This is a genomic window from Ornithinimicrobium sufpigmenti (genome assembly GCF_004322775.1).
Classification (GTDB): domain Bacteria; phylum Actinomycetota; class Actinomycetes; order Actinomycetales; family Dermatophilaceae; genus Ornithinicoccus; species Ornithinicoccus sufpigmenti.
In genome coordinates, this window is record NZ_CP036403.1 from 3,884,302 (window position 1) to 3,911,061 (window position 26,760).

Sequence of the window (26,760 nt, forward strand, 5' to 3'; positions counted from 1 at the left end):
CCGTGCGTCCCCCACCGGCTCTTCGTCGAACGAAGCCACGGACCCCTGGGCCGTCGCCCGGCGGTGGACACGTCAGCGCCTCGTCGGGACACGAAGCACAGACTCACCGACCTTCCCACAGGAGGCTCACAGCAGTCCCGTGACCTGCCGTTTTGTGACTGAACCGTGACCTCCGGCCCCGGTCCTGGCGGTCCTTCGGACCCTGGCGTGCTCCTCGTCCGCACCTCGTGCGACCGCCTCCCGACAGCCACCTGACCGTCCTCCCACGCGTCGTCGTGGGCGCCACGTGATGTGATGGGCAGTATGTCGAACCCCCTCCTCGCCCCCTCCACGCTGGAGTACTCCCTGCCCGACTACGCGCGGATCACCGACGCCCACGTGCGTGAGGCGCTGGAGGTCGGGATGGCTGAGCAGCTCGCCGCGCTGCGCGCCCTGGCGCAGGACGAGGAGCCGGCCACCGTCGAGAACGTGCTGCACGCCTGGGAGACCAGCGGCGCGACGCTGGACCGCACGATGTCCGCCTTCTGGGTCGCCAAGGCCGCCGACACCAACGACGAGCGCGACGCGATCATGACCGAGTTCAGCCCCCGGCTTGCCCAGCACAGCGACGCCATCATGCTCGACCCGGACCTGTACGCCCGCCTCCGTGCCCTCCGCGAGCGGGCCGACGCCGGCGAGGTCGTCCTGGACGAGCAGGACGAGTTCGTCCTCACCGAGCGGCTGCGCGGCTACGAGCGCGGCGGGGTGAACCTGCCGGAGGACCAGCAGGCCCGGCTGCGGGAGCTGAACGCCGAGCTGGCCGGCCTGTCCACCGAGTTCGACCGCCTCCTGGTCGCGGGCCGCAACGCGGCGGCGGTGCACGTCACCGACGAGGCCCGCCTGGCCGGCCTGTCGGACGACGACCGCGCCGGTCTGCGCGAGTCGGCCCGCGCCCGCGACCTCGACGGCTGGCTGGTCACCATCACCAACACCACCCGCCAGCCCGTGCTGGACGGCCTGGAGGACCGCGCGCTGCGTGAGGAGGTCTTCCTGGCCTCGACGGGGCGCGGCCTGGGCTCTGACGACGCTGTGCACGACACGCGTTCGATCCTGGTCCGGATCGCCCGCCTGCGGGCCGAGCGGGCCACCCTGCTGGGCTACCCGCACCACGCCGCCTACGTGCACGAGGTGGCCTGCGCCGGCAGCACGGACGCGGTCAACGACCTGCTGGCCCGGCTCGCCACCGGCGTGGTCCAGATCGCCGAGCGGGAGGCCGAGGAGCTGCGCGAGCAGCTGCATACCCTCGACCCTGAGGCGACGATGGAGGCGTGGGACTGGCAGTTCCTGGCGACCGCGCGGAGCTCGGCGCAGGGCGAGGGCCCGGACCCGGAGCAGCTCAAGCCCTACCTGGAGTACTCCCGGGTCCTGCACGACGGGGTGTTCGCCGCGGCCACCGCGCTCTACGGCATCACCTTCCGCCAGCGGCCCGACCTGGTCGGGTACACGAAGGACGCCACCGTCTACGAGGTCCGGGAGGAGGACGGCACCGTCCTGGGCGCCGTGGTCATCGACCCGTTCACCCGGCCGACCAAGCGGGGCGGGGCCTGGATGACCAGCATCGTGGACCAGTCCCACCTGCTCGGCGACCTGCCCGTGGTGACGAACACCTGCAACCTGCCCGCGCCGGCGCCCGGCTCGCCCAGCCTGATGACCTGGGACAACGTCATCACCCTCTTCCACGAGTTCGGGCACGACCTGCACGGGTTGCTCTCCGACGTCCGCTACCCCTCCCGGTCCGGCACGTCGGTGCCCCGGGACTTCGTCGAGTTTCCCAGCCAGGTCAACGAGATCTGGGCCTTCGAGCCCGAGCTCATCCAGCGCTACGCCCGGCACCACGAGACCGACGAGCCGCTGCCGCAGGAGTGGGTGCAGGCCCTGGTCGAGGCCCGGCAGGAGAGCGGTGCCTCGACCCTGGAGCTGCTCAAGGCGATGATCCTGGACCAGGCGTGGCACCAGACGCCGCTGGCCGAGCTGCCCGAGGACGGGTCGGGCGTGGAGGCCTTCGAGGCCGCCGCGCTCGAGCGGGCCGGAGTCGCCTTCCCGCTCGTCCCGCCGCGGTACCGCTCGGCCTACTTCCACCACATCTTCGGCGGCGGCTACGCCGCGGGCTACTACTCCTACCTGTGGTCCGAGGTGATGGACGCCGACACCGTCGCCTGGTTCCGCGAGCAGGGCACGGCCGACCAGCCCGGGGGTATGACGCGCGCCGCCGGGGAGCGCTTCCGCCGGGAGCTGCTCGGGCCCGGTGGCTCGGTCGAGGCGCTGGAGACCTACCGCCGCTTCCGCGGCGCCGACCCGGACGTCACCCCGCTGCTGCACCGCCTGGGGCTCGCCGGCTGAGGGTGGCCGCTCAGCCGGTGAGCTCCCGGGCCAGCGCGGCCGGCAGGTAGTCGTAGCGGGCGAAGGTGCGGGTGAACGACCCGGAGCCGTGGGCGACCGAGCGCAGGTCGATCGGGTAGCGGGAGAGCTCGTGCTGGGGCACGTCGGCGACGACCATCGTGTGCTCCGGCAGTCCCGCGGGCTGGGTGGCCTGCACCTGGGCCCGCCGGCCGCGCAGGTCGGCCAGGACCGCCCCCAGGTAGTCGTCTGCGACGGTCACCTCGACGGTGTCGACCGGCTCCAGCAGGGACATGGTCGACTCGTTCGCGGCGTCGCGCAGCGCCAGGCCGGCCGCCGTCTGGAAGGCCATGTCGGAGGAGTCGACCGAGTGCGCCTTGCCGTCGAGCAGGGTGATCCGGACGTCCACGCAGGGGTAGCCGGCGAGCAGCCCCTCCTGCAGCTGGGCGCGGGCGCCCTTCTCCACCGAGGGGATGAAGTTGCGCGGCACGGCCCCACCGACCACCTTGTCGACGAACTCGACCCCGGCGCCCCGGGGCAGCGGCTCGATCTGCAGCTGGACGACGGCATACTGCCCGTGCCCACCCGACTGCTTGACCAGCCGACCCTGGGCCTGGACGGGACGCACGAAGGTCTCGCGCAGCGAGGTGCGGACCGGCTCGGTGGCGACCTCGACGTGGTGCCGGTGCTGCAGCCGGTCCAGGACGTCCTCGACGTGGGCCGGGCCGAGCGTCCAGAGGACCAGCTGGTGGGTCTCGGCGTTGCGCTCCAGGCGCAGGGTGAGGTCCTCGGCGATGAGCCGCTGCAGCGCGTGGGCGAGCTTGTCCTCGTCCTTGGTCGCGCGGGCGTGCAGGGCGACCGGCAGCAGCGGCTCGGGCAGCAGCCAGGGCTCGACCAGGGCCGGGCGGTCGGTGCCGGAGACGGTGTCGGAGGTCTGGGCGGTCGTCAGCTTGCTGACCAGGACGACCTCGCCGGCGATCGCCGAGGACCGGGGGACGCTGCCGTCGGCGAGAGGGCTGCTGATCTGCCCGATCCGCTCGTCGTCCTCGTCGTGACCGGGACGGCCCTCGAGCTCGCTCCCGAGCGTCCACTCCAGGTGACCGCTGACGTGCAGGCGGGCGTCGGCGGTGAGGGTGCCGGAGAAGATCCGCAGCAGGGAGAGCCGGCCGACGTAGGGGTCGGTGGAGGTGCGGATGACCTGGGCCACGAGGGGACCGTCCGGGTCGGCGGTGAGCGTGCCGAAGTCACCACCCTGAGGTGTCATCACCGCCGGCATCCAGGCTCGGTCGGGAGAGGGGAAGGAGTTGACGACCAGGTCGAGCAGCGCCGGAACCCCCACCCCGGTGGGCGGGTTGACCGGCACGACCGGGAAGAAGCGGGCGGTGGCGACGGCGGCGGACAGGTCGGCGCGCAGGCCGTCGAGGTCCAGCTCCTCTCCCGACAGGTAGCGGTCGAGCAGTCCCTCGTCCTCGGACGTCTCGATGATGGCCTCGATGAGCGGGCCGCGGTGCTCCTCGACGCGTGCCGCCTGCTCCTCGGTCAGCGGCTGGTGGGCGCCGGAGGCGTCGTGGCGCCCCTGCTCGAGGAGGTCCAGCACCCCGGTCAGCGAGCTGGGGCTGCCCTCCAGCACCGGCAGCCCGAGCGGCACGGCGTCGCCGAAGACCCGCGAGCACTCGGCCACCACCGAGTCCCAGTCGCTGCGGGCCAGCTCCAGCTGGGTCACGGCGACGGCGCGGGGGATGCCGACGGCGTCGCACTCGCGCCACAGCATCCGGGTGGCCTCGTCGATGCCGCTGCCGGCCGCGACCACGAAGAGCACCGCGTCGGCCGCCCGCAGCCCGGCCCGCACGTCGCCCACGAAGTCGGGGCGGCCGGGGCTGTCGACGAGGGTGACCACCGTGCCGGTCGAGGGGTGCACCGTGGTGAGCACGCCCAGCTCGGTCGAGGCCTCCTCGGCCTGCTTGACGTGGCCCAGGTGACCGGTGGCGATCTGCTCGATCAGCGCGCTCTTCCCCGTGCCCTGCGGGCCGACCAGGATCACGGACCGGACCTGCGAGGCGTCCGTGGGTGGGGTGAACGAAGCGGCGCCGTGGCGGTTCATGACCAGACCTTACGCCTTGGGGACGGGCCGCCCCTGGAAGGTTTGCGGACCACCGGACCCGTCGATCTCACGGGCGATGTCGCGCAGCCGCTCGGCCAGCCGGCAGGCCTCGGCGAGCTCGCGCTCATCGAGCCGCTCGATGAGCAGCTCCCTCGCCTGCTGCCCCGGGGTCTCGAGGCGCACGAGCACCGTCAGCCCCTCGTGGGTGGGGTGCAGCAGCACCCGTCGACGGTCGACCGGGTCCGGCTCGCGCTCGATCCAGCCCTTGGCCACGATGCGGTCCACGATGCCGCTCATCGTCGAGGTGCTGACCCCGATCTGCTCCGCGAGGTCCTGGCCCGACATCCCCGGGGTGCCGCGCAGCAGGGACAGCACCTGCAGCTGACGCAGGGTGAGGTCCGGCACCTCCTGCACGCCCACCCACCGCATGGTGGTGGTATGCAGCTCGGCCTCGGCCGCCCCCAGCCGGGCGGTCAGCTCCTCACGGTCCGAGGTCGCGTCCGTGCTCATCCCAGCCTCCTCCCAGTTGGCTTCAGACGATTGATTCGGTCGAGGCGAACTATTCGCCTTAGGCTAGGCATCCTATGTCACGCCTGACGTTCTTCAGCGTGCGCAACCGCGCCCTCATCGCCCTCGCCACCGTCTTCGGCATCCTCGCCGGCCTGTGGTCCGCCTCCGCCCTGCCTCGGGAGCTCTTCCCCTCCCTGCAGTTCCCGGTCCTGGTGGTCGCCACCCCGGTCACCGGCTCCAGCTCCTCGGTCGTCGAGGAGCAGGTCACCCGGCCGATCGAGACGGCCGCGCAGGGGCTGAACAACGTGGTCGAGGTGCAGTCCACCTCCACCGACGGGTTCTCCTCGGTCATCGTCGAGCTGGACTACGGCACCGACATGGGGGCGGCCCAGACCGACCTGCAGCGCGTCGTGCTGGCGCTGCCGCAGCTGCCGGACACCGCCAACCCGCAGATCATCGCCGGCAACCTCGATGACTTCCCGATCATCCAGATGTCGGCCAGCGGGGGCGAGGACGTCGACGGCGAGGAGCTGGTGGACCGGCTCGAGCGCTTCGTGCTGCCCGAGATCGAGGACCTGGACGGTGTGCGCTCCGCGACCCTGTCCGGTGTCGCGGACCGGGTGGTGACGATCGACCTGGACGAGGAGGCGGCCCAGGAGGCCGGTGTCTCCGTCGCCGACGTCGGCCAGCTGCTCCAGGCCAACGGCGTGGTGCTCCCGGGCGGCCAGGTGCTCGACGGCGACACCGAGCTCCCGGTGCAGGTCGGCTCGCGGCTGACCAGCGTGGAGGAGATCGCCGAGCTGCCCCTGCTCACGCAGGCGACGATCGGGGCGCGCACCGCGGCCCAGCAGCAGCAGGCAGCGATCGGGGAGACCGAGCAGGCGGCCCAGGAGGCGGGCGAGGCCGCCGCCGCCGACCCCACCAACCCCGAGCTGGCCGGCCAGGCGGCCGCCGCCCAGGCCGCGGCCGAGCAGGCCGCCGCCGCCGGCGACGTCGAGATCCCGGAGATCCCCACCCTCGGGGACGTGGCCGAGGTGAGCCTGCAGGAGCGGCCGGCGACGGCATACACCCGCACCAACGGGTTGGCCAGCGTCGGCCTGGCGATCACCAAGACCCCGGACGGCAACGCGGTGGAGGTCTCGCACGCGGTGAACGAGGCGCTGCCCGAGCTGGAGCAGTCGCTGGACGGCGGCGAGCTGGTGACGATCTTCGACCAGGCGCCGTTCATCGAGAAGTCGATCGAGGACCTGGCCACCGAGGGCCTGCTCGGACTGGGCTTCGCGGTGCTGGTGGTGCTGGTCTTCCTGCTCTCGGTCCGGCTGACGCTGGTCACCGCGCTCTCGATCCCGCTGTCGCTGCTGGTGACGCTGGTCGGGCTGAGCGCGCTGGGGTACAGCCTCAACATCCTGACGCTGGGCGCGCTGACCATCGCCATCGGGCGCGTGGTCGACGACTCGATCGTCGTGATCGAGAACATCAAGCGGCACACCTCGCTCGGCGAGGGCCGCAAGGACGCGGTGCTCAACGGGACCAAGGAGGTCGCGGGCGCGATCACCTCGGCGACCATCGCGACCGTCGCGGTCTTCCTGCCGTTGGGCTTCGTCGGCGGGGCCGTCGGGGAGCTCTTCCGGCCGTTCGCGGTGACCGTGTCGCTGGCGATGCTGGCCTCGCTGCTGGTCGCGCTGACGATCATCCCGGTCGTGGGCTTCTGGCTGCTGGGCACGGGGCGGCGCGCCAAGCACGCGCCGGAGTCCCCGCAGACCGAGCCGGAGGAGGACGCCGACAGCGAGGCTGGCGAGGCGGTCGCGGTGGGCGGCGAGGACCGCGAGGAGGCCATGGCGGGCGCGCCCACGCGCCCGGCCGGCGACGCCCCGGACCGGCTGCAGCGCGGCTACCTGCCCGCGCTGCGCGCCTCGCTCCGGCGGCCGTGGCTGACCCTGGCGCTCGCCGCCGGGCTGCTGGTGGCCACGGTCCTCGGTGCCGGGCTGCTGCGCACCGACTTCATCGGCGACACGGGCGAGAACACCGTCCAGGCGACGCTGGAGATGCCGGTCGGCACCACGCTGGAGGAGACCGACGAGCAGGCCCGCGAGGTGGAGGACTGGCTCGCGGAGCGCGACGAGGTGCAGAGCTACCAGGCCACGGTCGGGTCCAGCGGCGGCATCGAGGCTGTCTTCACCGGGGCCGGGGCGAGCACGGCGACGTTCGCCGTCACCGTCGACGAGGAGGTCAGCGGGCGCAGCTTCGGCCAGGAGCTGACCAGCCACTTCGAGCCCGACCTGCCGGAGGGTGCCACCCTCACCGCGAGCGCAGGACAGGCCGGCCCGGTCGGCAGCGGTCTGTCGATCCGGGTGCAGGCCCAGGAACCGGAGGACCTCCAGGAGACCGCCGAGGCCGTCACGCAGCTGATGCGCGACACCGGCGCCGCGGACGTGGTCAACGACCTCGCCGAGACGGTGCCGACCCTGGAGGTGCGGGTCGACCGGGCCGCCGCGGCCGAGGTGGGGGTCGTCGAGGCCCAGCTGGGCCAGCTCGTGCAGGCCGCCACCGACGGGGCCACCGTGGGCCAGGTGGAGTTCGGCACCGAGCAGCTGGACATCGTCGTGCTGCAGGGTGCGGCGGAGGACGTGCAGGCGCTGGAGGAGCTCGAGGTGGCCCGAGACGCCGAGGGCGAGCCGGTGCTGCTCGGTGAGGTGGCCGAGCTGGTCGCCGGCGAGGATGCAGCCAGCATCACCCGGGTCGACGGCCTCCGGGCGGCCACGGTGACCGGCAGCTCCACCGGTGACGACCTCAGCGCGGTGACCAGCGACCTGGAGGCGCGGGTCGCGGCGCTCGACGTGCCGGAGGGCGTGCAGGTGGAGATCGGTGGCGTCAGCGCCGACCAGGAGGAAGCCTTCGCGGCGCTGGGCCTGGCGCTGGTGGCCGCCGTGGCGATCGTCTACCTGGTCATGGTGGCGACCTTCAACTCGCTGCTGCAGCCGCTGATCCTGCTGGTGTCGGTGCCGTTCGCCGCCACCGGCTCGGTCGCCGCGCTGCTGGTCACGCGGCAGGCACTGGACGTGACCGCCCTCGTCGGCTTCCTCATGCTCATCGGCATCGTGGTCACCAACGCGATCGTGCTCATCGACCTGGTCAACCAGTACCGCGCCCAGGGCATGGACCGCACGACCGCCGTGCTCGAGGGCGCCCGGCACCGGTTGCGGCCGATCCTGATGACCGCCTTCGCCACCATCCTGGCGCTCGTGCCGATGGCGATCGCGCTCACCGGCGGCAGCGCCTTCATCTCCCAGCCGCTGGCGATCGTCGTCATCGGCGGACTGCTGAGCTCCACGCTGCTGACGCTGATCCTGGTGCCGGTGCTCTACGAGCTGGTCGAGCGGGGGGTCGCCCGCTTCTCCCGGAGCTGACCGTCCGCGTCGGCGGTCAGCGGGGCGGGACCGTGCCCCATCCCTCCGGGCCCTGCGACCCGGCCGGGTACTCCTCGAGCGGCACCTCGTCGTGGCGCCAGGCGGTGAGGACCGGCTCGACGATCTGCCACATCAGCTCGGCCGCGTCGCCGCGGATCGACAGCAGCGGGTTGCCGTCGAGGATGCCGGCGAGCACCTCGCCGTAGGGCCGCATCCGCGGCTGACCGAGCGCGGTGTGCAGCTGGGCCTGCTCCAGGTCAAAGGGGTTGCCCATGGCGTTGACCGACACGTCCAGGGTGACCGCCCCGGGACGCAGCTGGAGCACCAGCCGGTCCGGTGCGCCGCAGTCCCGCAGCCCGTCCGGGATGTGCGCCGGCTCGCGGAAGGTGACGGTGATCTCCTTGTGCGCCACCCCCAGCGCCTTGCCGCTGCGCAGCACGAAAGGCACCCCGGCCCAGCGCTCGTTGCGGATCTCCACGACCAGCTCGGCCAGGGTCTCGGTGCCCAGCTCGGGGTCGACCCCCTCCTCCTTGGCGTAGTCGGGCACCTCCCGGTCCCCGATCCGGCCGGCGGTGTACCGGGCCCGGCGTGAGGCGGTCAGCGGGTCGTCACCCCACAGGCGGGTGGCCCGCAGCACCTGCGACTTCAGGGAGCGCATCTCCTCGGCGTCCAGGCTCGCCGGGCTCTCCATCGCGAACATGGCCAGCACCTGCAGCAGGTGCGACTGGGTCATGTCGATGAGCGCGCCGGCCTTGTCGTAGTACCCGGCCCGCCCCTCCAGGGCGAGGTCCTCGTCATACTCGATCTCGACCTGGGCGATGTGCTCCCTGGTCCAGAGCGGCTGGAAGACGCGGTTGGCGAAGCGGAGGCCGAGCAAGTTGAGCACGGTGTTGACGCCGAGGAAGTGGTCGATCCGGTGGATCTGCTCCTCCGGCACGACGCGGGTGGCCTGCGCGTTGAGCGCTCGGGCCGAGGCCAGGTCGTGCCCGAACGGCTTCTCCATCGCCAGGCGGGTGCCGTCGGGCACGCCGATCCGCTCCAGCAGGGCGCAGACGCCGACCGTCACCTGCGGCGGGAGCGCGAAGTAGATCACCAGTGCCCCGGGCACCGAGGCGATCAGCTCGGCCAGCTGGCCCTCGTCCAGGGCGTCCGCCCGCCGGTATGCGGTCTCCCCCGCCACCCGGTCGATCGCCTCCTGCGGTGCGTCAGCCTCGGCGAACGCCTCCCGCACCCGCTGCTCCCACTCCTGCGGAGGCAGCTCGGCCCGGTCGGCGCCGAGCACCCGTACCCGCCGGTCCGGCTCGACCTTGAGCAGGGACCCCAGGCCTGGCAGGAGCAGGCGGCGGGTGAGGTCACCGGAGGCGCCGAGGATGAGCAGCGTGGTGGGCTGGTCCGTCATACCGGCAGGGTATGCGGTGCGGGCCTGGCGGGGTGTGTGGTGCGGGGTCGGGCGGGTGTGCGGTGCGAGGCCCGCGGCGTCCTGGACGTAGTCTTGAGTCATCGTGAGCAGCCCCTCCTCCTGGCGTCTGGAAGACATCGCCCTCGGCGTCTTCGTCGCCTTCTTCGTCGGTTCGATGTTGCGCGGCCAGGCCATCTACTGGCTCGCCCGCGTCATCACCGACCGCGCGCTCGCGCTCGGGGAGCCGGAGGAGGGCTGGCGACGGAAGGCATACCGGTGGCTGCACAGCGACCGCGTCGCGCACGCCCGCGCGGCGCTGGCCAGGTGGGGCTGGCCGCTGGTGCCGTTCGCCTACCTCACCGTCGGGTTCCAGTCGATGGTGATGGCGGCGGCCGGCATGGTGCGCATGTCGTGGAAGGTCTTCACGCTGGCGCAGGTGCCGGGGTCGATCGCCTGGGCGCTGATCTACACCACGGTGGGCTTCGCCTTCTGGGGTGCCTTCTTCGCCGCGGTGCAGGGCAACCCGGTCTGGGTGGTGCTGCTCCTGGCCGTGGTGACCATCGCCGTGCTCGTCGTGCGCCGCCGGCGGCGGCAGCGCGCCGCGGCCGAGGCGCCAGCAGAGGCGCAGCCGGGCCCGACGCCTTGATCGCCAGCCGGGCCCTCCGTGTCCTCGCGGGGCTGTCAGCCGACCTTGAGCCGCTTAGTCATGGGTGAGCCGGTTCTTGCCGGCTCACCCATGACATGCCGGCTAGAGGTGTGACCGACGAGGACACACCTGAAGGAGACACCCCGAGCTAGTTGCCGGTCTCCTCGGCGATCGCGACGAAGTTGGCGCGGGTGTGGCCGTCGGCGCGCTGCCCGAGGGACTCGTCGCAGGTGATGAGCGCGACGCGGGCGACGTCGTCCTGGTTGTCCCAGACGGCCGGCATCCGTTGCAGGCCCTCCTTGGAGACCTGCTGGGTGCGCTTGACGACGAACTCGCGGGTGTCGCCGTTGCCGTAGCCGATGGTGACGATGTCGCCGGGCGTCACCTCGCCGAGGTCGTAGAAGACGTCGGGCTCGTCGTAGTAGGTGACGTGGCCGGCGATCACCGCGGTCCCCACCTGCCCGGGAACCACGCGGCCGGAGCCGACGTGCCAGATCACGTCACCCTGGTCCGGGTTGATCGTGCCTTGCGGGGTCAGCCCTTCCGGCGTGATCGGCTCCTGGTCCAGGCCGGCCGACTCCACGCTCACCCAGGCGGGAGCGTCCGGCCCGTCGGCGCTGATGGGATGGCCGGAGGTCCCCTCGATGGCGCCGACAGCCTGCACCGCCAGGGTGCTCACGCCGAGGGTGGCGACGAGCAGGCCGGTCGGGACGAGAAGTCGGTGTCCTCCGGTCATGGTGTCCTGAGTGTCGGTGTTCTTCGTCTCGGTATTCTTCGCCCGGGTCGGTCCCGGGTGTCCGTCAGACCGGGCAGCCTCAGGCGCGGCGCCGCAGGGCGAAGCCCGTGATGCCGACGCCGGCCAGGGCGAGCGCGGCACCACCGATCAGGCCGAGGTTGGCACCGGACATGGTGCTCGGGCCGTCGGTCTCGACCGGCGGGCCACCGACCTCGTCGGCCTCGTCGTCAGCGGCGTCTTCGTCCGCCGCGTCGTCCTCGTCGGTGGCGCCGTCATCGGTGGCCTCGTCGTCCGTGGCGCCGTCCTCGGTGGCTTCGTCGTCCGTCGCCTCGTCGTCCGTCGTGTCGTCCTCAGCAGCCTCGTCGGCGTCCTCCTCGGGGTCGGCCGGAGCGGCCTCCCCGGCCGGGGCACCCTGGCAGACGACGGCCCGCTCGATGCTCTCGCCGCTGCTGGAGGAGTAGATGTGCTCCTCGCCGTAACCCAGGAACGGCGAATGCTCCGCGGTCCCGTCGGCCAGCTCGAGAGCGACGCCCAGGAACTCGTTCTCCTCCTGCAGGAGCGGGGACCACTGCTGCTCGCTGATGAAGACGCTGCTCTCCCCACCGGGGATCGTGGAGACGAGGCAGCTGACATCGGAGTAGCCGGACAGCTCGGTGAAGCGGTCCGCCCAGTCGTCGGGCGGCGTGGTCGCGAGGGCCGGTCCGGCTGAGAGCAGGACGGCGGCGCCGGTAGCGAGCGCGAGCCTGAAGGTGGTGCGGCGCATGGTCACGGTCCTTTCATGGCGAACGCGCGGTTCCTCCGCGGTCCTGCAGTCAATGCTCAATCCACAGTAGTCACAACAGTCACAAATGTCACACATGTAACTCTGAGCGCGCAAGTACCATAGCGAACGGTTGCCCTGGGGCCCAAGCCCGGAGGGGTGCGCCGGTGAACGGGATCGGGCGATGAGCCGGGAGGCCACTGCGGTAGCCCGCTGTCGCTATGGCGACACCGGGCTACCTCGGTACCAAGCCCATCCGCAACCCGGGGGGTTAGCCTTGCGGCCCATGGACGAGGACGGCACCGAGGAGGCTGCGCTGCACGATGCGGCCTGGGAGGTGTATGGCGTCCCGCCGGCCGACTTCGTGGCCACCAGGACCCGGTGGGTGAAGGACCTGCGCTCGCGCAAGCAGCGGGAGGTGGCGACGGCCGTCGCCGCGCTGCGCAAGCCTTCGGTGGCCGCGGCCGCCGTCAATGCGCTGGTACGCGCGGAGGATCCTGTGGTCGACCGCCTCCGCGAGGTCGGCACCCGCATGAGGCATGCGCAGTCCGCGCTCGACGCCCAAGGCCTGGCGGCCCTGCGGGGTGAGCGCGACGCCGTGCTGCACGACTGGGTCGAGGCCGCGCGCACCCACGCGCCGGCATCGCTGACGCCGGCGGTCGAGGCTGAGGTGCGGGACACCGCCGTGGCGGCTCTCGCGGACGGCGCCGCCACGGATGTGGTGCTGAGCGGGACGCTGACCCGAGCCCTCTCCTACAGCGGCTTCGGTGAGGTGGATGTCAGCGACGCCGTGGCCCGCACCAGTACGGGCGTCGTCCTGACCCGCATCGAAGGTGGCGGTGGAGGCGACACGGACGCCGATGCGGACGATCTCGAGGACAGCGAGGCGGACGAAGCTGACCCGGGGGACGAGGATCACGTGGATGTCGACGAGGGCGAGGACGTCGAGAACAACGTCGAGCGCGAGGACGTCGAGGACAACGACGAGCGCGAGGACGTCGAGGAGGACGTTGACGACGAGGACGTCGACGAAGACGAAGGCGACCAGTCCGTCGAGCCCGACGAGGACGAACCCGACATCGCGACCGGGGACGGACTGGCCCGACTCGAGGAGGACCTAGCGGAGGCCGAGGAACAGGTGACTGCGGCGCGGCGGGAGCGGCGGTCGCTCCTCGAGGCTGCGAAGGCAGCGGCCGCACAACTGGCGGACGCCGAGGACGCTCTGGCGGAGGCGAGGCGCCTCCTCACTCGGGCCGAGAAGGAGGCCGAGCACGCACAGTCGGAGGACGAGCGGGCACGCGCCGCACTCGAGGACGCGGACGACGCTCTCGCGGCCGCACGGAAGCGCCGCGCCGAGGCACGTACAGCGCTAGAAGAAGCCGAGGACGCCGAATAAGCCAGCCCGGGACCGGCGGGACCGGCTTTGCCGTGTCCGGTCGAGCCCTATGCCGTGTCCGGTGGGGCCCTTGCCGTGTCCGGTGGGGCCCTTTGCCGTGTCCTGTCGGCGGTGGGGCCCGGTCAGCGGCGGGCGTCGAGCGCCCGGATGGCCTGCCAGGCCACCGGGAAGATCGCGGCGGCGATCCCGGCCTTGATCAGGCCCGGCACGACGAACGGCGTGATCCCGACGGCGGCGATCGCGGACAGGTCGGTCAGGCCGAGCATGGCCGCGAGGTAGGGGACGCCCACGACGAACGGGGCGACCGTGGCCAGGGTGAAGCCGGCCATGGCCAGCAGGAAGTTGCGGTCCCAGGCGCGCTCGGCGGCCCAGCCGGCGATCGCCGCAGCAGCGATGAAGCCGATGATGAAGCCGAAGGACGGGGCGAGCACGTAGGCGGGGCCGCCCATCCCCCCGGCGAAGATCGGGGCGCCCGCGAGGCCGGCGAGCAGGTACGTCGTCAGGGCCGCTGCTCCCCGGCGCATCCCGAGGGCGCCGCCGACCAGCATGACACCCAGGGTCTGACCGGTGATGGGGACCGGGCCGATGCGCCAGCTGGCCTGGGCGAGCAGCGCCACCACGGCAGCGCCGGTGACGACGACCGCGACGTCCACCAGGGTGCTGCGACGCGGCAGGAGACGGTCGGCGAGGACGCCCGTCGAGGGGCGTGCGGCAAGGGTTGCACCTGACATGGAGGCAAGAGTGCCACAGCGGGCCCCGGCTCGGGCAGGTGGTCAACCGCGCTGATGGATGGTCGACCGCACGGACAGCACGAGCCGACCGCTCCGCACCCGCGCACCGGCCGGGTGGGTGGCCGAGCGGGCGGGCGACCGCATACCCTGGGAAACACGCCGACGCCGGTCCCCCTCGGGCCGGCGTCGTCCTTGTCCCGACCTTCCAGGATGGACCTATGAAGATCGCACTGCTCACCGCCGGCGGCGACTGCCCGGGCCTCAACGCCGTCATCCGCGGCGTGGTGCTCAAGGGCGACCGGATCTACGACCACGAGTTCGTCGGGGTCCGGGGCGGCTTCCGCGGTCTGGTGCAGGACGACATCGTCCCGCTGCCCCGGCAGCGGGTGCGCGGGCTGTCCAAGGTCGGCGGCACGATCCTGGGCACCTCCCGGGTCAGCCCCTTCGACCACGGCGGCACCGACCGGGTCAAGGAGGTCATGGACAAGCACGAGATCGACGCGCTGATCGCGATCGGCGGCGAGGGGACGCTGACCGTGGCCCGCATGTTCCACGACGACGGGATCAACGTCGTCGGCGTGCCGAAGACCATCGACAACGACCTCTCCGCCACCGACCGGACCTTCGGCTTCGACACCGCCGTGTCCGTGGCGACCGAGTCGATCGACCGGCTGCGGACCACGGGCGAGGCGCATAGCCGCTGCATGGTCGTGGAGGTCATGGGCCGGCACGCGGGCTGGATCGCGCTGCACGCCGGCATCGCCAGCGGCGCCCACGCCATCCTCATCCCCGAGGTCCCGGTGACCCAGGACCAGGTCTGCGAGTGGGTGCAGCACGCCATGGACCGCCGGCGCGCGCCGGTCGTGGTGGTCGCCGAGGGCTTCCGCTTCGAGGGTGCCGACCAGGTCGACAAGGGCCGCACCGACGGCTTCGGCCGGCCGCTGCTGGGCGGCATCGGCGAGCAGGTCACTGGGCTGATCGAGGAGCGCACCGGCATCGAGACCCGCAACACCACGCTGGGCCACCTGCAGCGCGGGGGCGTCCCGAGCGCGGACGACCGCGTGCTCGCCACCCGGTTCGGCACCGCCGCGGTCGACGCGGTGAGCGAGCGCCGCTGGGGGACCATGGTCGCCCTGCGCGGCCAGGACATCGTCTACGTCAACCTGCGGGAGGCCACCAGCGCCCTCAAGACCGTCCCGCGGGAGCAGTGGGACCAGGCCGCGATCCTCTTCGGCTGATCCCCTCGGCGAGGCTCGCGTGGCCTGACTCTCAAGGTCCGGACCTGGGTGCGGCGCCCGACCCTCCGGGCGGCACCGGACGCCACGTCAACCGCTGGTCAACCCTTCTCACCCCCTCCCTAGGATGCCGGGTATGCCGTCCTCCCCCACCCTGCCCACCGCGGCCGACGTCGAGGCCGCGGCCGCCCGGATCGCGGGCCGGGTGGCCCGCACCCCGCTGCAGCTCAGCCCTCGCCTCTCGGAGCGGACCGGCGCGCAGGTCTGGCTCAAGCGCGAGGACCTGCAGCCGGTGCGCTCCTACAAGGGACGCGGCTCGGCCAACCTCATCGCCCAGCTGAGCAGCGACCAGGTCTGGGCCGGCGTCGTGTGCGCCAGCGCCGGCAACCACGCCCAGGGCGTCGCGCACGCGTGCGCCTCCCTCGGCGTGAGCGCCCGCATCTACCTGCCCGCCCGCACCCCGCGGCAGAAGCGCGACCGGGTGACCGAGATCGGCGGCGACTGGGTGGAGATCGTCGTCGGCGGCCAGACCTACGACGACGCCGCCGCGGCCGCGAGGGCGGACGCCGAGTCGACCGGCGCCACGCTGGTCCCCGCCTTCGACGACCCGGCGATCATCGCCGGCCAGGGCACCGTCGCCCTCGAGATCATGGACGATCTGGCGGAGGTGGACCGGACGTGTGACGTCGTCGTGGTACCCGTCGGGGGTGGTGGGCTGCTCGCCGGCTGCCTGACCTGGTTGCGGGAGCGGCAGCCCGGCGTGCGCGTCGTCGGGGTGGAGCCGGCCGGGGCCGCCAGCATGATCGCGGCCACCCGGGCGGGCGCCCCGGTGACCCTGCCCGAGATCGACCGGTTCATCGACGGGGCGGCCGTGGCCCGGGCCGGCGACTGGACCTACCAGGCCGTGGCACGGCATACCCCCGAGCTGCTCGCCGTGCCCGAGGGGCGCGTGTGCACCGAGATGCTGGCGCTCTACCAGACCGAGGGGATCATCACCGAGCCCGCCGGCGCGCTCGCGGCGGCCGCGCTGGACCGGGTGCCGGTCGAGCCCGGGCAGACCGTCGTGGTCGTCGTCTCCGGCGGCAACAACGACGTGCTCCGGTATGCCGAGGTGATGGAGCGCTCGCTGGTGCACGAGGGCCTCAAGCACTACTTCCTCGTCGACTTCCCGCAGGAGCCCGGGATGCTACGGCGGTTCCTGGACGAGGTGCTCGGCCCGGACGACGACATCGCGCTGTTCGAGTACGTCAAGCGCAACAACCGCGAGACCGGCCCCGCGCTGGTCGGCATCGAGCTGGGCTCACGCGAGGACCTGGCGCCGCTGCTGGAGCGGCTGGACCGCTCGAGCATGGATGTGGAGCCGATCCAGCCGGACAGCCCACTGTTCCGGTTCATCCTCTAGGTCGGCGGCCGCCGCCAGGCCCGCGGTCAGCGCCCCGGCCGGCTACCCCCGCGGCCGGCCCAGGATCCAGTAGGCGCAGAAGTAGACCGAGGTCTTGGCCAGGCCGCGGTCGGAGACCAGGTGGCGCCGCACCGTGGCGGCCAGCTCCTGCTCGCCGGACACCCAGCCGTGGTCGAGGCCGCGCAGGTCGGCCTTCCTGACCGACTCCAGCAGCGCCTCCCCGGGCCGCCGGTCTCCCCTCACGACGACCGTGAGGCTCCCCCGCTCCGGCTCGGGCAGGGCCGGCAGGACGCCCTCCTGCCCCACCTCGAGGAAGACGTGCAGCGCCGTGCCGCTGCCGCGGGCGCCTTCGAGGATCCCCGCGATCGCGGGGTATGCCGTCTCGTCGCCGGCCACCAGGCGCGCCTCGTCGCCGGTGCGAGCGGGGTAGCTGGCCGAGCCGGTCTGCACCGCCACCGGGTCCCCGGGCCGGGCCGTGCGCACCCAGGTCGCGCCGGGGCCCTCGTCGACCTCGCCGGGCGGGTGCAGGACGACCTCGACGTCCAGCTCGCAGGTGTCGGGGCGCCACTCACGCACGGTGTACCAGCGCACGTCGGGGCGGACCTCCTCCGGCATCGCACCGATGACGGGCCGCGGGTTGGGGCCGGTGATCGAGGACAGGTCCGGCAGCTCGGCGCCCGCCCGGGGCATGACCAGGCCGACGTACTCGTCCGGGCCCAGGACGGCATACCCCTGGAAGCCGGGCACGTGCAGGGTGAGCCGCCGCAGCCAGGGCGCGACGGCGGTGACCGCGGTCACCGAGCCCGGCACGCACCGGTGCCCCTCCCGCTCGACGGGCATGGCGGTGGTGCGGGCGTAGGCAGCGGTGGCGACCCGGGCCAGGGCCGGGGTGTGCAGCAGCCGCGTCGCGGCCTCGCGCAGGGTGGTGGCGACGGTGGTCACGGTGAGCCCTCTCGTAGCGGAACTGGACACGCAGAACATACGCTAAGTTAGGCCAGCCTAACCTCACTTACAAGGAGAGATCGTGTCAAAAACTCACCGGGCTGCGCTCACCGCGACCGCACTGTCGACTGCGCTCCTGCTCGCTGCCTGCGGCGGCGAGACCGACGGAGGCACCGACGGCCAGGCGGCGGACCAGAACGAGGCCGGGACCGCCGGCGCAGGCGCAGGCGCCGACGAGGGCGCCTTCCCCGTCACCGTCCAGCACGCCTTCGGCGAGACCACCATCGAGCAGGCGCCCGAGCGGGTGGCGACCGTCGCCTGGGCCAACCACGAGGTGCCGCTCGCGCTGGGGATCGTGCCCGTGGGCATGAGCAAGGCCACCTGGGGCGACGACGACGGCGACGGGATCCTGCCGTGGGTCGAGGACAAGCTGGCCGAGCTGGACGCGGAGGCACCCGCGCTGTTCGACGAGACCGACGGGATCGACTTCGAGGCGGTCGCGGACACCAGCCCGGACATCATCCTCGCCGCCTACTCCGGCCTGACCCAGGAGGAGTACGACACGCTCAGCAAGATCGCGCCCGTCGTCGCCTACCCCGACCTCGCCTGGGGCACCACGATGCACGAGATGATCGAGCTCAACAGCCAGGCGCTGGGTCTGGCCGAGGAGGGCCAGGAGCTGGTCGCTGACCTGGACACGCAGATCGCGGACGCCGTGGCGGAGTACCCCGAGCTGGAGGACCAGGCCGCCGTCTTCACCTACCTGGACCCCAACGACCTCAGCCAGATCGGCTTCTACACCACCACCGACCCCCGGACCGGCTTCCTGGAGATCCTCGGCCTGCAGACCCCGCAGGCGGTGGCCGAGGCCTCCGCGGCCAGCGACTCCTTCTACGAGACGGTCAGCGCCGAGAGCAGCGACTCCTTCGCCGACGTCGACCTGTTCATCACCTACGGGCCCGCGGACGGCTCGGTGGTCGAGCTGGTCCAGGCCGACCCGCTGATGTCGAAGATCCCGGCCGTCGAGAACGGCGCGATCGTGGTGCTGGAGGACAACACCCCGCTGGCCGCGTCGGCCAACCCCTCGCCGCTGTCCATCGCCTGGGGCCTGGAGGACTACCTGGCCCTGCTGGCCGAGGCCGCTGACCAGGCACGATGACCAGCACCCTGGACTCGCCGCCGAGGACCGCCCCACCCGGGCGGACCGTGACGGCCGGTCCGCGCCTGGCCGGCCTGGCCCTCGCGCTCGGTGTCCTGGCCGTCCTGGCCGTCCTGTCGGTCACGCTCGGCGTGCGTGACATCAGCTGGGCGGACCTGCGCGCGGCCCTGGGCGGTCTGGACGAGAACGTCTCGCAGGCCGCGGTCCACAAGCGCATCCCCCGCACCCTGCTGGCCATGCTCGTGGGCGCGGCCTTGGGCCTGGCCGGCGCGGTGATGCAGGGCGTCACCCGCAACCCGCTCGCCGACCCCGGCATCCTCGGGGTCACCTCCGGTGCCTCGCTGGCGGTCGTGTCCGGCATCGCCTTCTTCGGGCTCGGCTCCCCCACCGGGTTCATCTGGGTGGCGATCGCGGGCGCCGCGGTCTCCGCCGTCCTCGTGTATGTGGTGGGCTCGCTCGGCCGGGGCGGCGCCACCCCCCTGAAGCTCGCGCTGGCGGGAGCGGCGACCACGGCGGCCTTCAGCTCGCTCATCAGCGCCATCCTGCTGCCCCGGATCGCGGTCATGGATTCCTTCCGGTTCTGGCAGATCGGGGGCGTGGGCGGGGCCAGCATCGCCAAGATCCTCACCGTGCTGCCCTTCCTGGTGGTGGGCACCCTGGTCTGCCTGGTCGTGGCCAGGGGGCTCAACGCGCTGGCGCTGGGGGACGACCTGGCGGCCGGCCTGGGCGAGCGGGTGGGGCTGACCCGGGCCGCGGCGGCCGCCGGGGCCGTGCTGCTGTGCGGGGCCGCGACGGCCGTGGCCGGGCCGATCGGTTTCGTCGGTCTCGTCGTCCCGCACGCCTGCCGGCTGGTCGCCGGCAGCGACCACCGCTGGCTCCTGCCCCTGTCCATGGTCGTCGGGGCGGCCCTGCTCACCGGCGCCGACCTGGTCGGCCGGCTCGTGGCCCGTCCCGCCGAGGTCGACGTCGGCATCATCACCGCCCTGGTCGGGGCCCCCGTCTTCATCATGATCGTCCGCCGGATGCGCGGGAGGGCGCTGTGACCGCCACCCTCGAGCTGGTCCGCAGCGGCCGGGCCAGGCGCGCCCGGTCCCGGGCGGTGCTCACCGTCGTGCTGGCCGCGCTCGTGCTGACCCTGGTCGCCACCAGCCTGATGGTGGGCCAGACCTTCTACGGCCCCGGGGAGGTCGCCCGGGTCATCCTCGGCCAGGACGTCCCCGGTGCCTCGTTCACCGTCGGCGAGCTGCGGCTGCCGCGCACCACGCTGGCCCTCCTGGCCGGTCTGGCGTTCGGCCTGGCCGGCGTCACCTTCCAGACGATGCTGCACAACCCGCTGGCCTCGCCGGACATCATCGGGATCAGCTCCGGCGCCAGCGCCGCCGCCGTCGTGGCCATCGTGGTCCTGCAGCTGTCGCAGACCTGGGTCTCGCTGGTGGCGATCGTCGCCGCGCTGCTCACCGCGCTGGTCATCTACCTGCTGGCCTACCGCGACGGCGTGGCCGGCACCCGGCTCATCCTCATCGGCATCGGCATCTCCGCGATGCTCGACTCGGTCGTCGCCTACGTCATCGTCCGGGCCGCGACCTGGGACCTGCAGGCCGCGATGCGCTGGCTGACCGGCAGCGTCAACGGGGCCGTCTGGTCGACGGTGGTCCCGCTCTGCCTGGCCGTCGCGGTCCTCGCCCCGATCCTGCTCACCCAGGCCCGCCCGCTGCGGCTCATGCAGCACGGCGACGACGCCGCGGCCGCGCTGGGCGTGCCGGTGGAGCGCACCCGGGTCATCGCGATCCTCGCCGCCGTCGGGCTGATCGCCTTCGCCACCGCCGCCGCGGGGCCGATCGCCTTCGTCGCCTTCCTCGCCGGCCCGATCGCCGCCCGGATCGTCGGACCCGGCACCTCGCTGATGGTGCCGGCCGCCCTGGTCGGCGCCGCGCTCGTGCTCGGCGCCGACCTCGTGGGGCAGCACGCCGTCGGCAACCGCTACCCCGTGGGTGTCATCACCGGCGTGCTCGGCGCCCCCTACCTCGTCTACCTGCTCATCCGCACCAACCGCGCTGGAGGATCCCTATGACCGGCTCTACGACCGTCCCTCAGACCGTGGCCCACACCCTGCTGGCCGAGGACGTCACGCTCGGTTACGGCGAGCGCACCGTCGTCGAGGGGCTCGACCTGTCGGTCGACGACGGGCGGATCACCGTCATCGTCGGCGCCAACGCCTGCGGCAAGTCGACGCTGCTGCGCGCCCTGGCCCGGCTGCTTGCCCCGGCCTGCGGGCAGGTGCTCCTGGACGGCAAGGAGCTGCACCGCCTGCCGACCAAGGAGGTCGCCCGTACCCTCGGCCTGCTGCCCCAGTCGCCGATCGCCCCGGAGGGGATCGTCGTCGCCGACCTCGTCGCCCGCGGGCGCAGCCCGCACCAGCGGCTGCTGAGCCGCTGGTCGCCGGCGGACGACCTCGCGGTCGCGGAGGCGCTGGACCTCACCGGCACCACGGAGCTCGCCGGTCGGGCGGTCGACGAGCTCTCCGGCGGCCAGCGGCAGCGGGTGTGGATCGCGATGGCGCTGGCCCAGCGGACCGACATCCTGCTGCTGGACGAGCCGACCACCTTCCTCGACATCTGCCACCAGGTGGAGGTGCTGGACCTGCTCACCGACCTCAACCGCGAGCGCGGCACCACGATCGTCATGGTGCTGCACGACCTCAACCTGGCGGCCCGGTATGCCGACCGCCTGGTCGCCATGGCCGGTGGCCGGGTCCTGGCCACCGGCGAGCCGGAGGAGGTGCTCTCGCCGTCGGTGATCGAGGCGGTGTTCGGGATGCCCAGCGAGGTCGTGCCCGACCCGGTCTCCGGCCGGCCGATGGTGCTGCCGATCGGTCGGCACCACTCGGTGCGGTCCGTCCCGGCGGCCCGCACCGCCTGAGCTGCACCGCCCGACGCCAGGTCGAGCTCCCGGCGTCGCGCGGTCTCGCCCTCAAGGTGGTACGACCGGCTCAGCCCGAGGCCGGCTCCAGCTCCCGGTCCTCCGCGACGTCGCCCTCCCGGTGGCGGCCGGCGGAGTCGACCCGGCGGGGCCACCAGAAGTGCTCGCCCAGGACCCGCACGATGGCCGGCGTCAGCACGGTGCGCACGACGAGGGTGTCGAGCAGCACGCCGATGCAGATCACCACACCGATCTGGGCGAGCACCACCAGGGGCAGCACGCCGAGCACCGCGAAGACCGCCGCGAGCAGGATGCCGGCGCTGGTGATGACGCCACCCGTCGCCCCCAGGGCGCGCAGCACGCCGTCCCTGGTCCCGTGCTCGCCGGCCTCCTCCAGGGTGCGGGTGATGAGGAAGATGTTGTAGTCCACACCCAGGGCCACGAGGAAGAGGAAGGCCAGCAGCGGCATACTCGCGTCGATGGCGCTGAAGCCCAGCACGCCGGTGAACAGCCACCAGGAGACGCCCAGGGCCGCGGCCGAGGTCGCCACGGTGGTCAGCACGAGCACCAGCGGGGCCAGGATGGACCGGAGCAGCCCGGCCAGGACGAGGAAGATCAGGACCAGGATGAGCGGCATGATCAACCACCGGTCCTGAACGTTGCCGTCGCCCTCGTCGAGCGCCGAGGCGTCGCCCCCGGTGACGTAGACGTCGTCGGGCACGGCGTCGCGGATCGCCAGCACGGCCTCCTGGGACTCCCCGCTGCCCGGCTCGGCGTCCAGGATGACCTGGAGCTGACCGATCCCCTCCTCGGGCGGCACCACGGTGGCCTGCTCCACACCGGAGACCTCGGACACCGTCTCGGAGAGCTCCGCCAGCGTGGCCTCGTCGTCGGTCTCGGTGACCAGGATGATCGGCTCGGACGCCCCGGCGGGGAAGGACTCACCCAGCCGCTGGCCGGCGGTGATCGCCTCCGGGGTGTCGATGAACTGGTCCTCCGGGGCCAGCCCGGTCTCGTACTGGAAGAGGCCGGCGGTCATCGCCGCGAGCACCACGAGGGTGGCCACGATCCAGGCGACCGGGCGGCGGGCCACGACGTCGCCGATGCGCCGCCAGACCGACCGGCCCTCGGCCAGGCCCTCTTCGCCCTGCCGCGGCACCTTCGGCCAGAAGATCCAGCGACCGAAGTTCACCAGCACGGCCGGCAGGACGACCAGGACCATGAGCATCGCGACCAGGATGCCGACGGCCGAGGCCAGGCCCAGCCCGCGGGTCGACGGGAAGACGGACAGCAGCAGGGTCAGCACACCCACCGCGACGGTGCTCGCGCTGGCGATGATCGCCTCGGCGGCCCGGCGCAGCGCGATGGCCATCGCCTTGTGCCGTGACTCGTGCTGCCGCAGCTCGTCGCGGTAGCGGCTGATGAGCAGCAGGGCGTAGTTGGTCCCGGCACCGAAGACCAGCACGGACAGGATGCCGACGGTGGATTCGTCCCACGGCACGCCTACGGCCTTCAGCACGTGCGTCGCAGCGGTGGTCGCGACCTGGTCGGCGATGCCGACGACCGCCAGCGGCAGGATCCACAGGATGGGGCTGCGGTAGGTGACGATCAGCAGGATCGCCACGACCGAGGCGGTGGCGGCCAGCAGCGTGAAGTTGGCGCCGTCGAAGACCGAGGCCAGGTCGGCCGAGATCGCGGCCGGGCCGGTCACCTGGGCCGTGACCCCGTCCGGCACGGCATCCGTCAGGCCGGAGCGCAGCTCGGCGATGGCGTCACGGGCGTCCGAGGAGGTCGGGGCGTTGATCTCGAGCACGCTGAACGCGGCGGTGCCGTCCTCGGCCGGGATCACCGGGAAGGCGGCGTCGGCGACACCCGGCGGCGGACCGCCCTGGCCCTCACCCTCCTCAGCACCCTCCGGCGGGCCACCCTGGCCCTCGCCCTCACCGTCCTCCACACCCGGCGGCGGGCCCCCTTGGCCCTCACCCTCCTCAGCACCCTCCGGCGGGCCACCCTGGCCCTCGCCCTCACCCGCGCCCTCGGGCGGGCCCGACTGCTCGCCGGTCTCCATACCCATCTCCCCGCCCATGCCGCCGTTGGTCTCGGGCGGCTCGGCACCGTCGGGCGCGACGTCCTCGACGACCGAAGCGAGGTCAGGCACCAGGTCGGCGATGCCTTCGTCCTCGACGGTGAACAGGACGATCGCCGCCTGGTTCCCCTCGTCGGGCAGCCCCTCCAGCAGCTCCTGGCCCTGGGTGCTCTCGAAGCCGGCAGGCAGCGTGTCCAACGGGCTCGCCGAGCGCTCGGCCGGACCGACGCCGACGATGACCAGCAGCCCCAGCAGGACGCCTACGACCGCCACGATCCAGGACCGGCGGCCGGTGATGGCCTCGATGATGCGCGACACGAGAGGGCCTTTCGAAGTGTGTATGGTACTAGTTACCTCACCAAGTACCTAAGTTGGTGAACTAACGCCAGCGAATCTATCACAGGTTTGTCTAGGGTTCTGTCCCAAGCAGCGACAACCCTTGACAGCGGAGGAGGCACCTGATGGACAGGCGGCAGGAGAACCCGCCGGCAGCGGCGCCGGACCCGGGTCACGCCTCGACGTGGGTGCGCGACTGGCAGCGCAGCCAGACCCTCGACGCGCTGCGCCGTCTGCTCAGCACGAGCGGACGGGTGACCCCTGCGCTCGCCCGCCGGACCGGCCTGTCCCACACCGAGCTCTCCGTGCTGGAGCACGTCATGGAGGAGCCGATGGGCCCCAGCGAGCTGGCCCAGCGCATCGGCGTGACCACCGCGGCGGCCAGCGGCATCGTCGACCGCCTCGTCGCCCGTGGCCATGCCGAGCGCCAGCCGCACCCCACCGACCGCCGGCGTACCGCCGTCGTCTGCACCGCCAGCGGCCGCGAGGAGCTGATGGAGCACCTGATGCCGATGTTCCTGGAGCTGGCGCAGCTGGACGAGGCGTTCACCGAGGCCGAGCTCGAGGTGATCAACCGCTTCCTCACCGCGGCCGACCGTGCCGTCGCGCGCCTGCTGTAGGGCGGCCCCCGCGGCCGGCGGGGGCCGGCCGGGTGACCGGCCTCGTAGACTAGGTGGATGAGTCCCACCCAGTCCCGCCCGGCCCGGCTCGCTGTCGCCCTCACGGTGTCCGACCGCAGCTCCGACGGCAGGCGTGAGGACACCTCCGGCCAGCTGCTCGTCGGGGGCCTGCAAGAGCTGGGCTTCGAGGTGCGCACCGCGATCGTGCCCGACGGGGCGGACAACGTCGCCGGGGCGCTCCGCGCGGCGGTCGAGCAGCGCGCCGCCCTGGTGGTGAGCACCGGCGGGACGGGCATGACTCCCCGAGACCTGACTCCGGAGGGCACGCGTCAGGTGATCAACCGGGAGAACCCGGGACTGGCCGAGCTGCTGCGGCGCGAGGGCGCACGGCATACCCCGTTCGCGGCGGTTTCCCGCGGGGTGGTGGGGGTCATCGACTGGCCGACCGAGCACGGCGTCGGCGGCACCCTCGTGGTCAACCTGCCCGGACGACCCTCGGCGGTCACCGAGGGCCTGGAGGTGATCGGGCCGTTGCTCGAGCACGTCCTGGACCAGATCAACGGAGGCGACCACTGATGACGGCCCCTACACCCCAGCCCCAGCGCGGGCCCCTGATCGACCGCTACGGCCGGGTGCACCGCGACCTGCGCATCTCGGTCACCGACCGGTGCTCGCTGCGCTGCACCTACTGCATGCCCGAGGACGGCGTGCCGTGGCTGCCGCGCCTGACGATGCTGACCACCCCCGAGGTCGTCCGGCTCGCCGGGATCGCCGTGTCCCTGGGCATCGAGGAGATCCGGCTGACCGGTGGTGAGCCGTTGCTGCGCCGCGACCTCGTCGACGTCGTCGCCGGCCTGGCCGCTCTCGACCCTGCCCCCGAGATCTCGATGACGACCAACGGGATCGGTCTGGAGAAGACCGCGTCGGCGCTGCGCGAGGCGGGGATGACGCGGGTCAACGTCAGCCTGGACACGCTGCGCCGCGAGACCTTCATCCAGCTGGCCAAGCGCGACCGGCTGCACGACACCCTCGCCGGGATCCGTGCCGCCGCGGAGGCCGGGCTGACCCCGGTCAAGCTGAACACGGTCCTGATGCGCGACATCAACGACCAGGACGCCCCCGACCTGCTGGGCTTCGCGCTCGAGCACGGCTACGAGCTGCGCTTCATCGAGCAGATGCCGCTGGACGCCCAGCACCAGTGGGACCGCAGCCAGATGGTCACCGGCGAGGAGATCCTGTCCCTGCTGCGTCCGCGCTTCGACCTGGAGCCGCTGCCGGACGAGGCCCGCGGGTCAGCCCCGGCCGAGCTCTTCCTCGTCAACGGCGGGCCTGCCACGGTGGGCGTCATCGCCTCGGTCACGATGCCGTTCTGCGGGACGTGCGACCGGGTCCGGCTCACCGCCGACGGTCAGGTGCGCAACTGCCTGTTCGCCACCGGCGAGACCGACCTGCGCGAGCCGATGCGCCAGGGCGCGTCCGACGACGAGCTGGCACAGATCTTCCGCGACTCGATCGGGGCCAAGCTGCCCGGTCACGGGATCAACGAGCCGCACTTCCTGCAGCCGCCCCGACCGATGAGCGCGATCGGCGGCTGATCACGCCCTTCGACCGGCGACACGGTTTGCCCCTGACCGGCGACACGGTTTGTCCCGCACCGGGGACACGGTTTGTCCCGCACCGGGGACACGGTCTGTCCCGCACCGGGGACACGGTCTGTACGCAGGGCTGCGTCAGCCTCCGGCGAAGGGGGGGAGCACGTCCAGTTCGGCGTCGTGGGCCAGCGGCAGGGCCGGGTCGGAGACATACTGCCCCTCGTGCAGCACAGAGCTGCGTTCCAGCACCCGGGCCAGCTCCGCCCCGTGCCTGGAGCGAAGGTCGGCGAGCAGGCTGCCGAGGTCGTCGGCGTCCACCCGCTCGCTCTGGATCCCGGCCGCTTCCGCGGCCGCCGCGAAGTACCTCACCGTGGCCATAAGCACAGTCTCCCAGACTCCCGTATGGG

Annotated in this window: 22 protein-coding genes; 13 read left to right on the forward strand and 9 right to left on the reverse strand. The window is 72.7% G+C overall.

What is annotated here, in order from left to right:
* Positions 1 to 303 precede the first annotated feature (303 nt).
* Positions 304 to 2,379: a M3 family metallopeptidase gene (locus tag ESZ52_RS17800; protein ID WP_131106108.1), complete on the forward strand. Its 2,076-nt coding sequence runs from the start codon at positions 304 to 306 to the stop codon at positions 2,377 to 2,379.
* A gap of 10 nt (positions 2,380 to 2,389) precedes the next feature.
* Here ESZ52_RS17800 and ESZ52_RS17805 read toward each other — a convergent pair whose 3' ends face one another.
* Entirely contained in the window at positions 2,390 to 4,477 is a 2,088-nt protein-coding gene (locus ESZ52_RS17805) for an elongation factor G (RefSeq protein WP_131106109.1), read from the reverse strand.
* A 9-nt stretch (positions 4,478 to 4,486) separates the two neighbouring features.
* Positions 4,487 to 4,987, reverse strand: a complete 501-nt coding sequence (locus ESZ52_RS17810; protein WP_131106110.1) for a MarR family winged helix-turn-helix transcriptional regulator — start codon at positions 4,985 to 4,987, stop codon at positions 4,487 to 4,489.
* Positions 4,988 to 5,061: 74 nt separating this feature from the next.
* On the opposite strand from ESZ52_RS17810, the gene ESZ52_RS17815 reads away from it, so the two are divergent.
* Complete coding sequence (locus ESZ52_RS17815) at positions 5,062 to 8,394, forward strand: efflux RND transporter permease subunit (protein ID WP_131106111.1); 3,333 nt, start codon at positions 5,062 to 5,064, stop codon at positions 8,392 to 8,394.
* Positions 8,395 to 8,410: 16 nt separating this feature from the next.
* On the opposite strand, the gene ESZ52_RS17820 is transcribed toward ESZ52_RS17815, so the two are convergent.
* Positions 8,411 to 9,793, reverse strand: coding sequence for a glucose-6-phosphate dehydrogenase (locus tag ESZ52_RS17820; protein ID WP_131106112.1), 1,383 nt, complete (start codon positions 9,791 to 9,793; stop codon positions 8,411 to 8,413).
* A gap of 103 nt (positions 9,794 to 9,896) precedes the next feature.
* On the opposite strand from ESZ52_RS17820, the gene ESZ52_RS17825 reads away from it, so the two are divergent.
* Positions 9,897 to 10,439, forward strand: a complete 543-nt coding sequence (locus tag ESZ52_RS17825) for a DedA family protein (RefSeq protein WP_131106113.1) — start codon at positions 9,897 to 9,899, stop codon at positions 10,437 to 10,439.
* A 148-nt stretch (positions 10,440 to 10,587) separates the two neighbouring features.
* On the opposite strand, the gene ESZ52_RS17830 is transcribed toward ESZ52_RS17825, so the two are convergent.
* On the reverse strand, positions 10,588 to 11,175 hold the full coding sequence (locus ESZ52_RS17830; protein ID WP_131106114.1) for a class F sortase: 588 nt from the start codon (positions 11,173 to 11,175) through the stop codon (positions 10,588 to 10,590).
* A 79-nt stretch (positions 11,176 to 11,254) separates the two neighbouring features.
* A complete protein-coding gene (locus tag ESZ52_RS17835) occupies positions 11,255 to 11,938 on the reverse strand; it encodes a hypothetical protein (RefSeq protein ID WP_131106115.1) in 684 nt (227 codons plus the stop codon).
* A 415-nt stretch (positions 11,939 to 12,353) separates the two neighbouring features.
* Between ESZ52_RS17835 and ESZ52_RS17840 the strand changes: the two genes are divergently transcribed.
* Positions 12,354 to 13,331, forward strand: a complete 978-nt coding sequence (locus ESZ52_RS17840; protein WP_132974511.1) for a hypothetical protein — start codon at positions 12,354 to 12,356, stop codon at positions 13,329 to 13,331.
* Positions 13,332 to 13,453: 122 nt separating this feature from the next.
* On the opposite strand, the gene ESZ52_RS17845 is transcribed toward ESZ52_RS17840, so the two are convergent.
* On the reverse strand, positions 13,454 to 14,062 hold the full coding sequence (locus ESZ52_RS17845; protein WP_131106117.1) for a biotin transporter BioY: 609 nt from the start codon (positions 14,060 to 14,062) through the stop codon (positions 13,454 to 13,456).
* A gap of 218 nt (positions 14,063 to 14,280) precedes the next feature.
* Here ESZ52_RS17845 and ESZ52_RS17850 point away from each other — a divergent pair, with 218 nt between their 5' ends.
* Together ESZ52_RS17850 and ilvA are read left to right on the forward strand one after the other, a co-directional pair.
* Complete coding sequence (locus ESZ52_RS17850; RefSeq protein WP_131106118.1) at positions 14,281 to 15,300, forward strand: 6-phosphofructokinase; 1,020 nt, start codon at positions 14,281 to 14,283, stop codon at positions 15,298 to 15,300.
* Positions 15,301 to 15,433: 133 nt separating this feature from the next.
* On the forward strand, positions 15,434 to 16,699 hold the full coding sequence (ilvA, locus tag ESZ52_RS17855; RefSeq protein ID WP_131106119.1) for a threonine ammonia-lyase IlvA: 1,266 nt from the start codon (positions 15,434 to 15,436) through the stop codon (positions 16,697 to 16,699).
* A 42-nt stretch (positions 16,700 to 16,741) separates the two neighbouring features.
* On the opposite strand, the gene ESZ52_RS17860 is transcribed toward ilvA, so the two are convergent.
* Positions 16,742 to 17,641, reverse strand: a complete 900-nt coding sequence (locus ESZ52_RS17860; protein ID WP_181009844.1) for a siderophore-interacting protein — start codon at positions 17,639 to 17,641, stop codon at positions 16,742 to 16,744.
* Positions 17,642 to 17,723: 82 nt separating this feature from the next.
* On the opposite strand from ESZ52_RS17860, the gene ESZ52_RS17865 reads away from it, so the two are divergent.
* The 4 genes from ESZ52_RS17865 to ESZ52_RS17880 are packed head-to-tail and all read left to right on the forward strand — an operon-like array spanning position 17,724 to position 21,719.
* Positions 17,724 to 18,800, forward strand: a complete 1,077-nt coding sequence (locus ESZ52_RS17865; RefSeq protein WP_202865375.1) for an iron-siderophore ABC transporter substrate-binding protein — start codon at positions 17,724 to 17,726, stop codon at positions 18,798 to 18,800.
* A complete protein-coding gene (locus ESZ52_RS17870) occupies positions 18,797 to 19,843 on the forward strand; it encodes a FecCD family ABC transporter permease (protein WP_131106121.1) in 1,047 nt (348 codons plus the stop codon). Before ESZ52_RS17865 ends, ESZ52_RS17870 begins: the two co-directional genes overlap by 4 nt.
* Positions 19,840 to 20,871, forward strand: coding sequence for a FecCD family ABC transporter permease (locus ESZ52_RS17875; protein WP_131106122.1), 1,032 nt, complete (start codon positions 19,840 to 19,842; stop codon positions 20,869 to 20,871). The genes ESZ52_RS17870 and ESZ52_RS17875 overlap by 4 nt, the downstream gene beginning before the upstream one ends.
* The gene (locus ESZ52_RS17880; RefSeq protein ID WP_131106123.1) at positions 20,868 to 21,719 is read left to right on the forward strand and encodes an ABC transporter ATP-binding protein; all 852 of its coding nucleotides are present in this window, start codon (positions 20,868 to 20,870) and stop codon (positions 21,717 to 21,719) included. The genes ESZ52_RS17875 and ESZ52_RS17880 overlap by 4 nt, the downstream gene beginning before the upstream one ends.
* 70 nt (positions 21,720 to 21,789) lie before the next feature.
* Here the strand turns inward: ESZ52_RS17880 and ESZ52_RS17885 are convergent, their stop codons facing one another.
* A complete protein-coding gene (locus ESZ52_RS17885; RefSeq protein WP_131106124.1) occupies positions 21,790 to 24,123 on the reverse strand; it encodes an MMPL family transporter in 2,334 nt (777 codons plus the stop codon).
* A 143-nt stretch (positions 24,124 to 24,266) separates the two neighbouring features.
* On the opposite strand from ESZ52_RS17885, the gene ESZ52_RS17890 reads away from it, so the two are divergent.
* From ESZ52_RS17890 to moaA, 3 genes are read left to right on the forward strand one after another with little or no spacing between them, the layout of a single operon-like run.
* Positions 24,267 to 24,761: a MarR family winged helix-turn-helix transcriptional regulator gene (locus tag ESZ52_RS17890; RefSeq protein ID WP_131106125.1), complete on the forward strand. Its 495-nt coding sequence runs from the start codon at positions 24,267 to 24,269 to the stop codon at positions 24,759 to 24,761.
* Positions 24,762 to 24,818: 57 nt separating this feature from the next.
* Positions 24,819 to 25,337, forward strand: a complete 519-nt coding sequence (locus tag ESZ52_RS17895) for a MogA/MoaB family molybdenum cofactor biosynthesis protein (protein ID WP_131106126.1) — start codon at positions 24,819 to 24,821, stop codon at positions 25,335 to 25,337.
* Positions 25,337 to 26,356: a GTP 3',8-cyclase MoaA gene (gene moaA / locus ESZ52_RS17900; protein ID WP_131106127.1), complete on the forward strand. Its 1,020-nt coding sequence runs from the start codon at positions 25,337 to 25,339 to the stop codon at positions 26,354 to 26,356. The genes ESZ52_RS17895 and moaA overlap by 1 nt, the downstream gene beginning before the upstream one ends.
* Before the next feature lie 135 nt (positions 26,357 to 26,491).
* On the opposite strand, the gene ESZ52_RS17905 is transcribed toward moaA, so the two are convergent.
* Positions 26,492 to 26,731 carry a MoaD/ThiS family protein gene (locus ESZ52_RS17905; RefSeq protein WP_131106128.1) on the reverse strand — a complete coding sequence of 80 codons (240 nt, stop codon included), beginning with the start codon at positions 26,729 to 26,731 and terminating at the stop codon, positions 26,492 to 26,494.
* Positions 26,732 to 26,760 lie beyond the last annotated feature (29 nt).

What these genes read in the sequence shown, in the direction of transcription:
- ilvA (WP_131106119.1), top strand. Translation starts at nt 15,434, where the DNA reads ATGCCGTCCTCCCCCACCCTGCCCACCGCGGCCGACGTCGAGGCCGCG.
- ESZ52_RS17845 (WP_131106117.1), bottom strand. Translation starts at nt 14,062, where the DNA reads ATGTCAGGTGCAACCCTTGCCGCACGCCCCTCGACGGGCGTCCTCGCC.
- ESZ52_RS17800 (WP_131106108.1), top strand. Translation starts at nt 304, where the DNA reads ATGTCGAACCCCCTCCTCGCCCCCTCCACGCTGGAGTACTCCCTGCCC.
- ESZ52_RS17880 (WP_131106123.1), top strand. Translation starts at nt 20,868, where the DNA reads ATGACCGGCTCTACGACCGTCCCTCAGACCGTGGCCCACACCCTGCTG.
- ESZ52_RS17850 (WP_131106118.1), top strand. Translation starts at nt 14,281, where the DNA reads ATGAAGATCGCACTGCTCACCGCCGGCGGCGACTGCCCGGGCCTCAAC.
- ESZ52_RS17815 (WP_131106111.1), top strand. Translation starts at nt 5,062, where the DNA reads ATGTCACGCCTGACGTTCTTCAGCGTGCGCAACCGCGCCCTCATCGCC.
- ESZ52_RS17870 (WP_131106121.1), top strand. Translation starts at nt 18,797, where the DNA reads ATGACCAGCACCCTGGACTCGCCGCCGAGGACCGCCCCACCCGGGCGG.
- ESZ52_RS17805 (WP_131106109.1), bottom strand. Translation starts at nt 4,477, where the DNA reads ATGAACCGCCACGGCGCCGCTTCGTTCACCCCACCCACGGACGCCTCG.
- ESZ52_RS17820 (WP_131106112.1), bottom strand. Translation starts at nt 9,793, where the DNA reads ATGACGGACCAGCCCACCACGCTGCTCATCCTCGGCGCCTCCGGTGAC.
- ESZ52_RS17830 (WP_131106114.1), bottom strand. Translation starts at nt 11,175, where the DNA reads ATGACCGGAGGACACCGACTTCTCGTCCCGACCGGCCTGCTCGTCGCC.
- ESZ52_RS17890 (WP_131106125.1), top strand. Translation starts at nt 24,267, where the DNA reads ATGGACAGGCGGCAGGAGAACCCGCCGGCAGCGGCGCCGGACCCGGGT.
- ESZ52_RS17895 (WP_131106126.1), top strand. Translation starts at nt 24,819, where the DNA reads ATGAGTCCCACCCAGTCCCGCCCGGCCCGGCTCGCTGTCGCCCTCACG.
- ESZ52_RS17905 (WP_131106128.1), bottom strand. Translation starts at nt 26,731, where the DNA reads ATGGCCACGGTGAGGTACTTCGCGGCGGCCGCGGAAGCGGCCGGGATC.
- ESZ52_RS17835 (WP_131106115.1), bottom strand. Translation starts at nt 11,938, where the DNA reads ATGCGCCGCACCACCTTCAGGCTCGCGCTCGCTACCGGCGCCGCCGTC.
- ESZ52_RS17810 (WP_131106110.1), bottom strand. Translation starts at nt 4,987, where the DNA reads ATGAGCACGGACGCGACCTCGGACCGTGAGGAGCTGACCGCCCGGCTG.
- moaA (WP_131106127.1), top strand. Translation starts at nt 25,337, where the DNA reads ATGACGGCCCCTACACCCCAGCCCCAGCGCGGGCCCCTGATCGACCGC.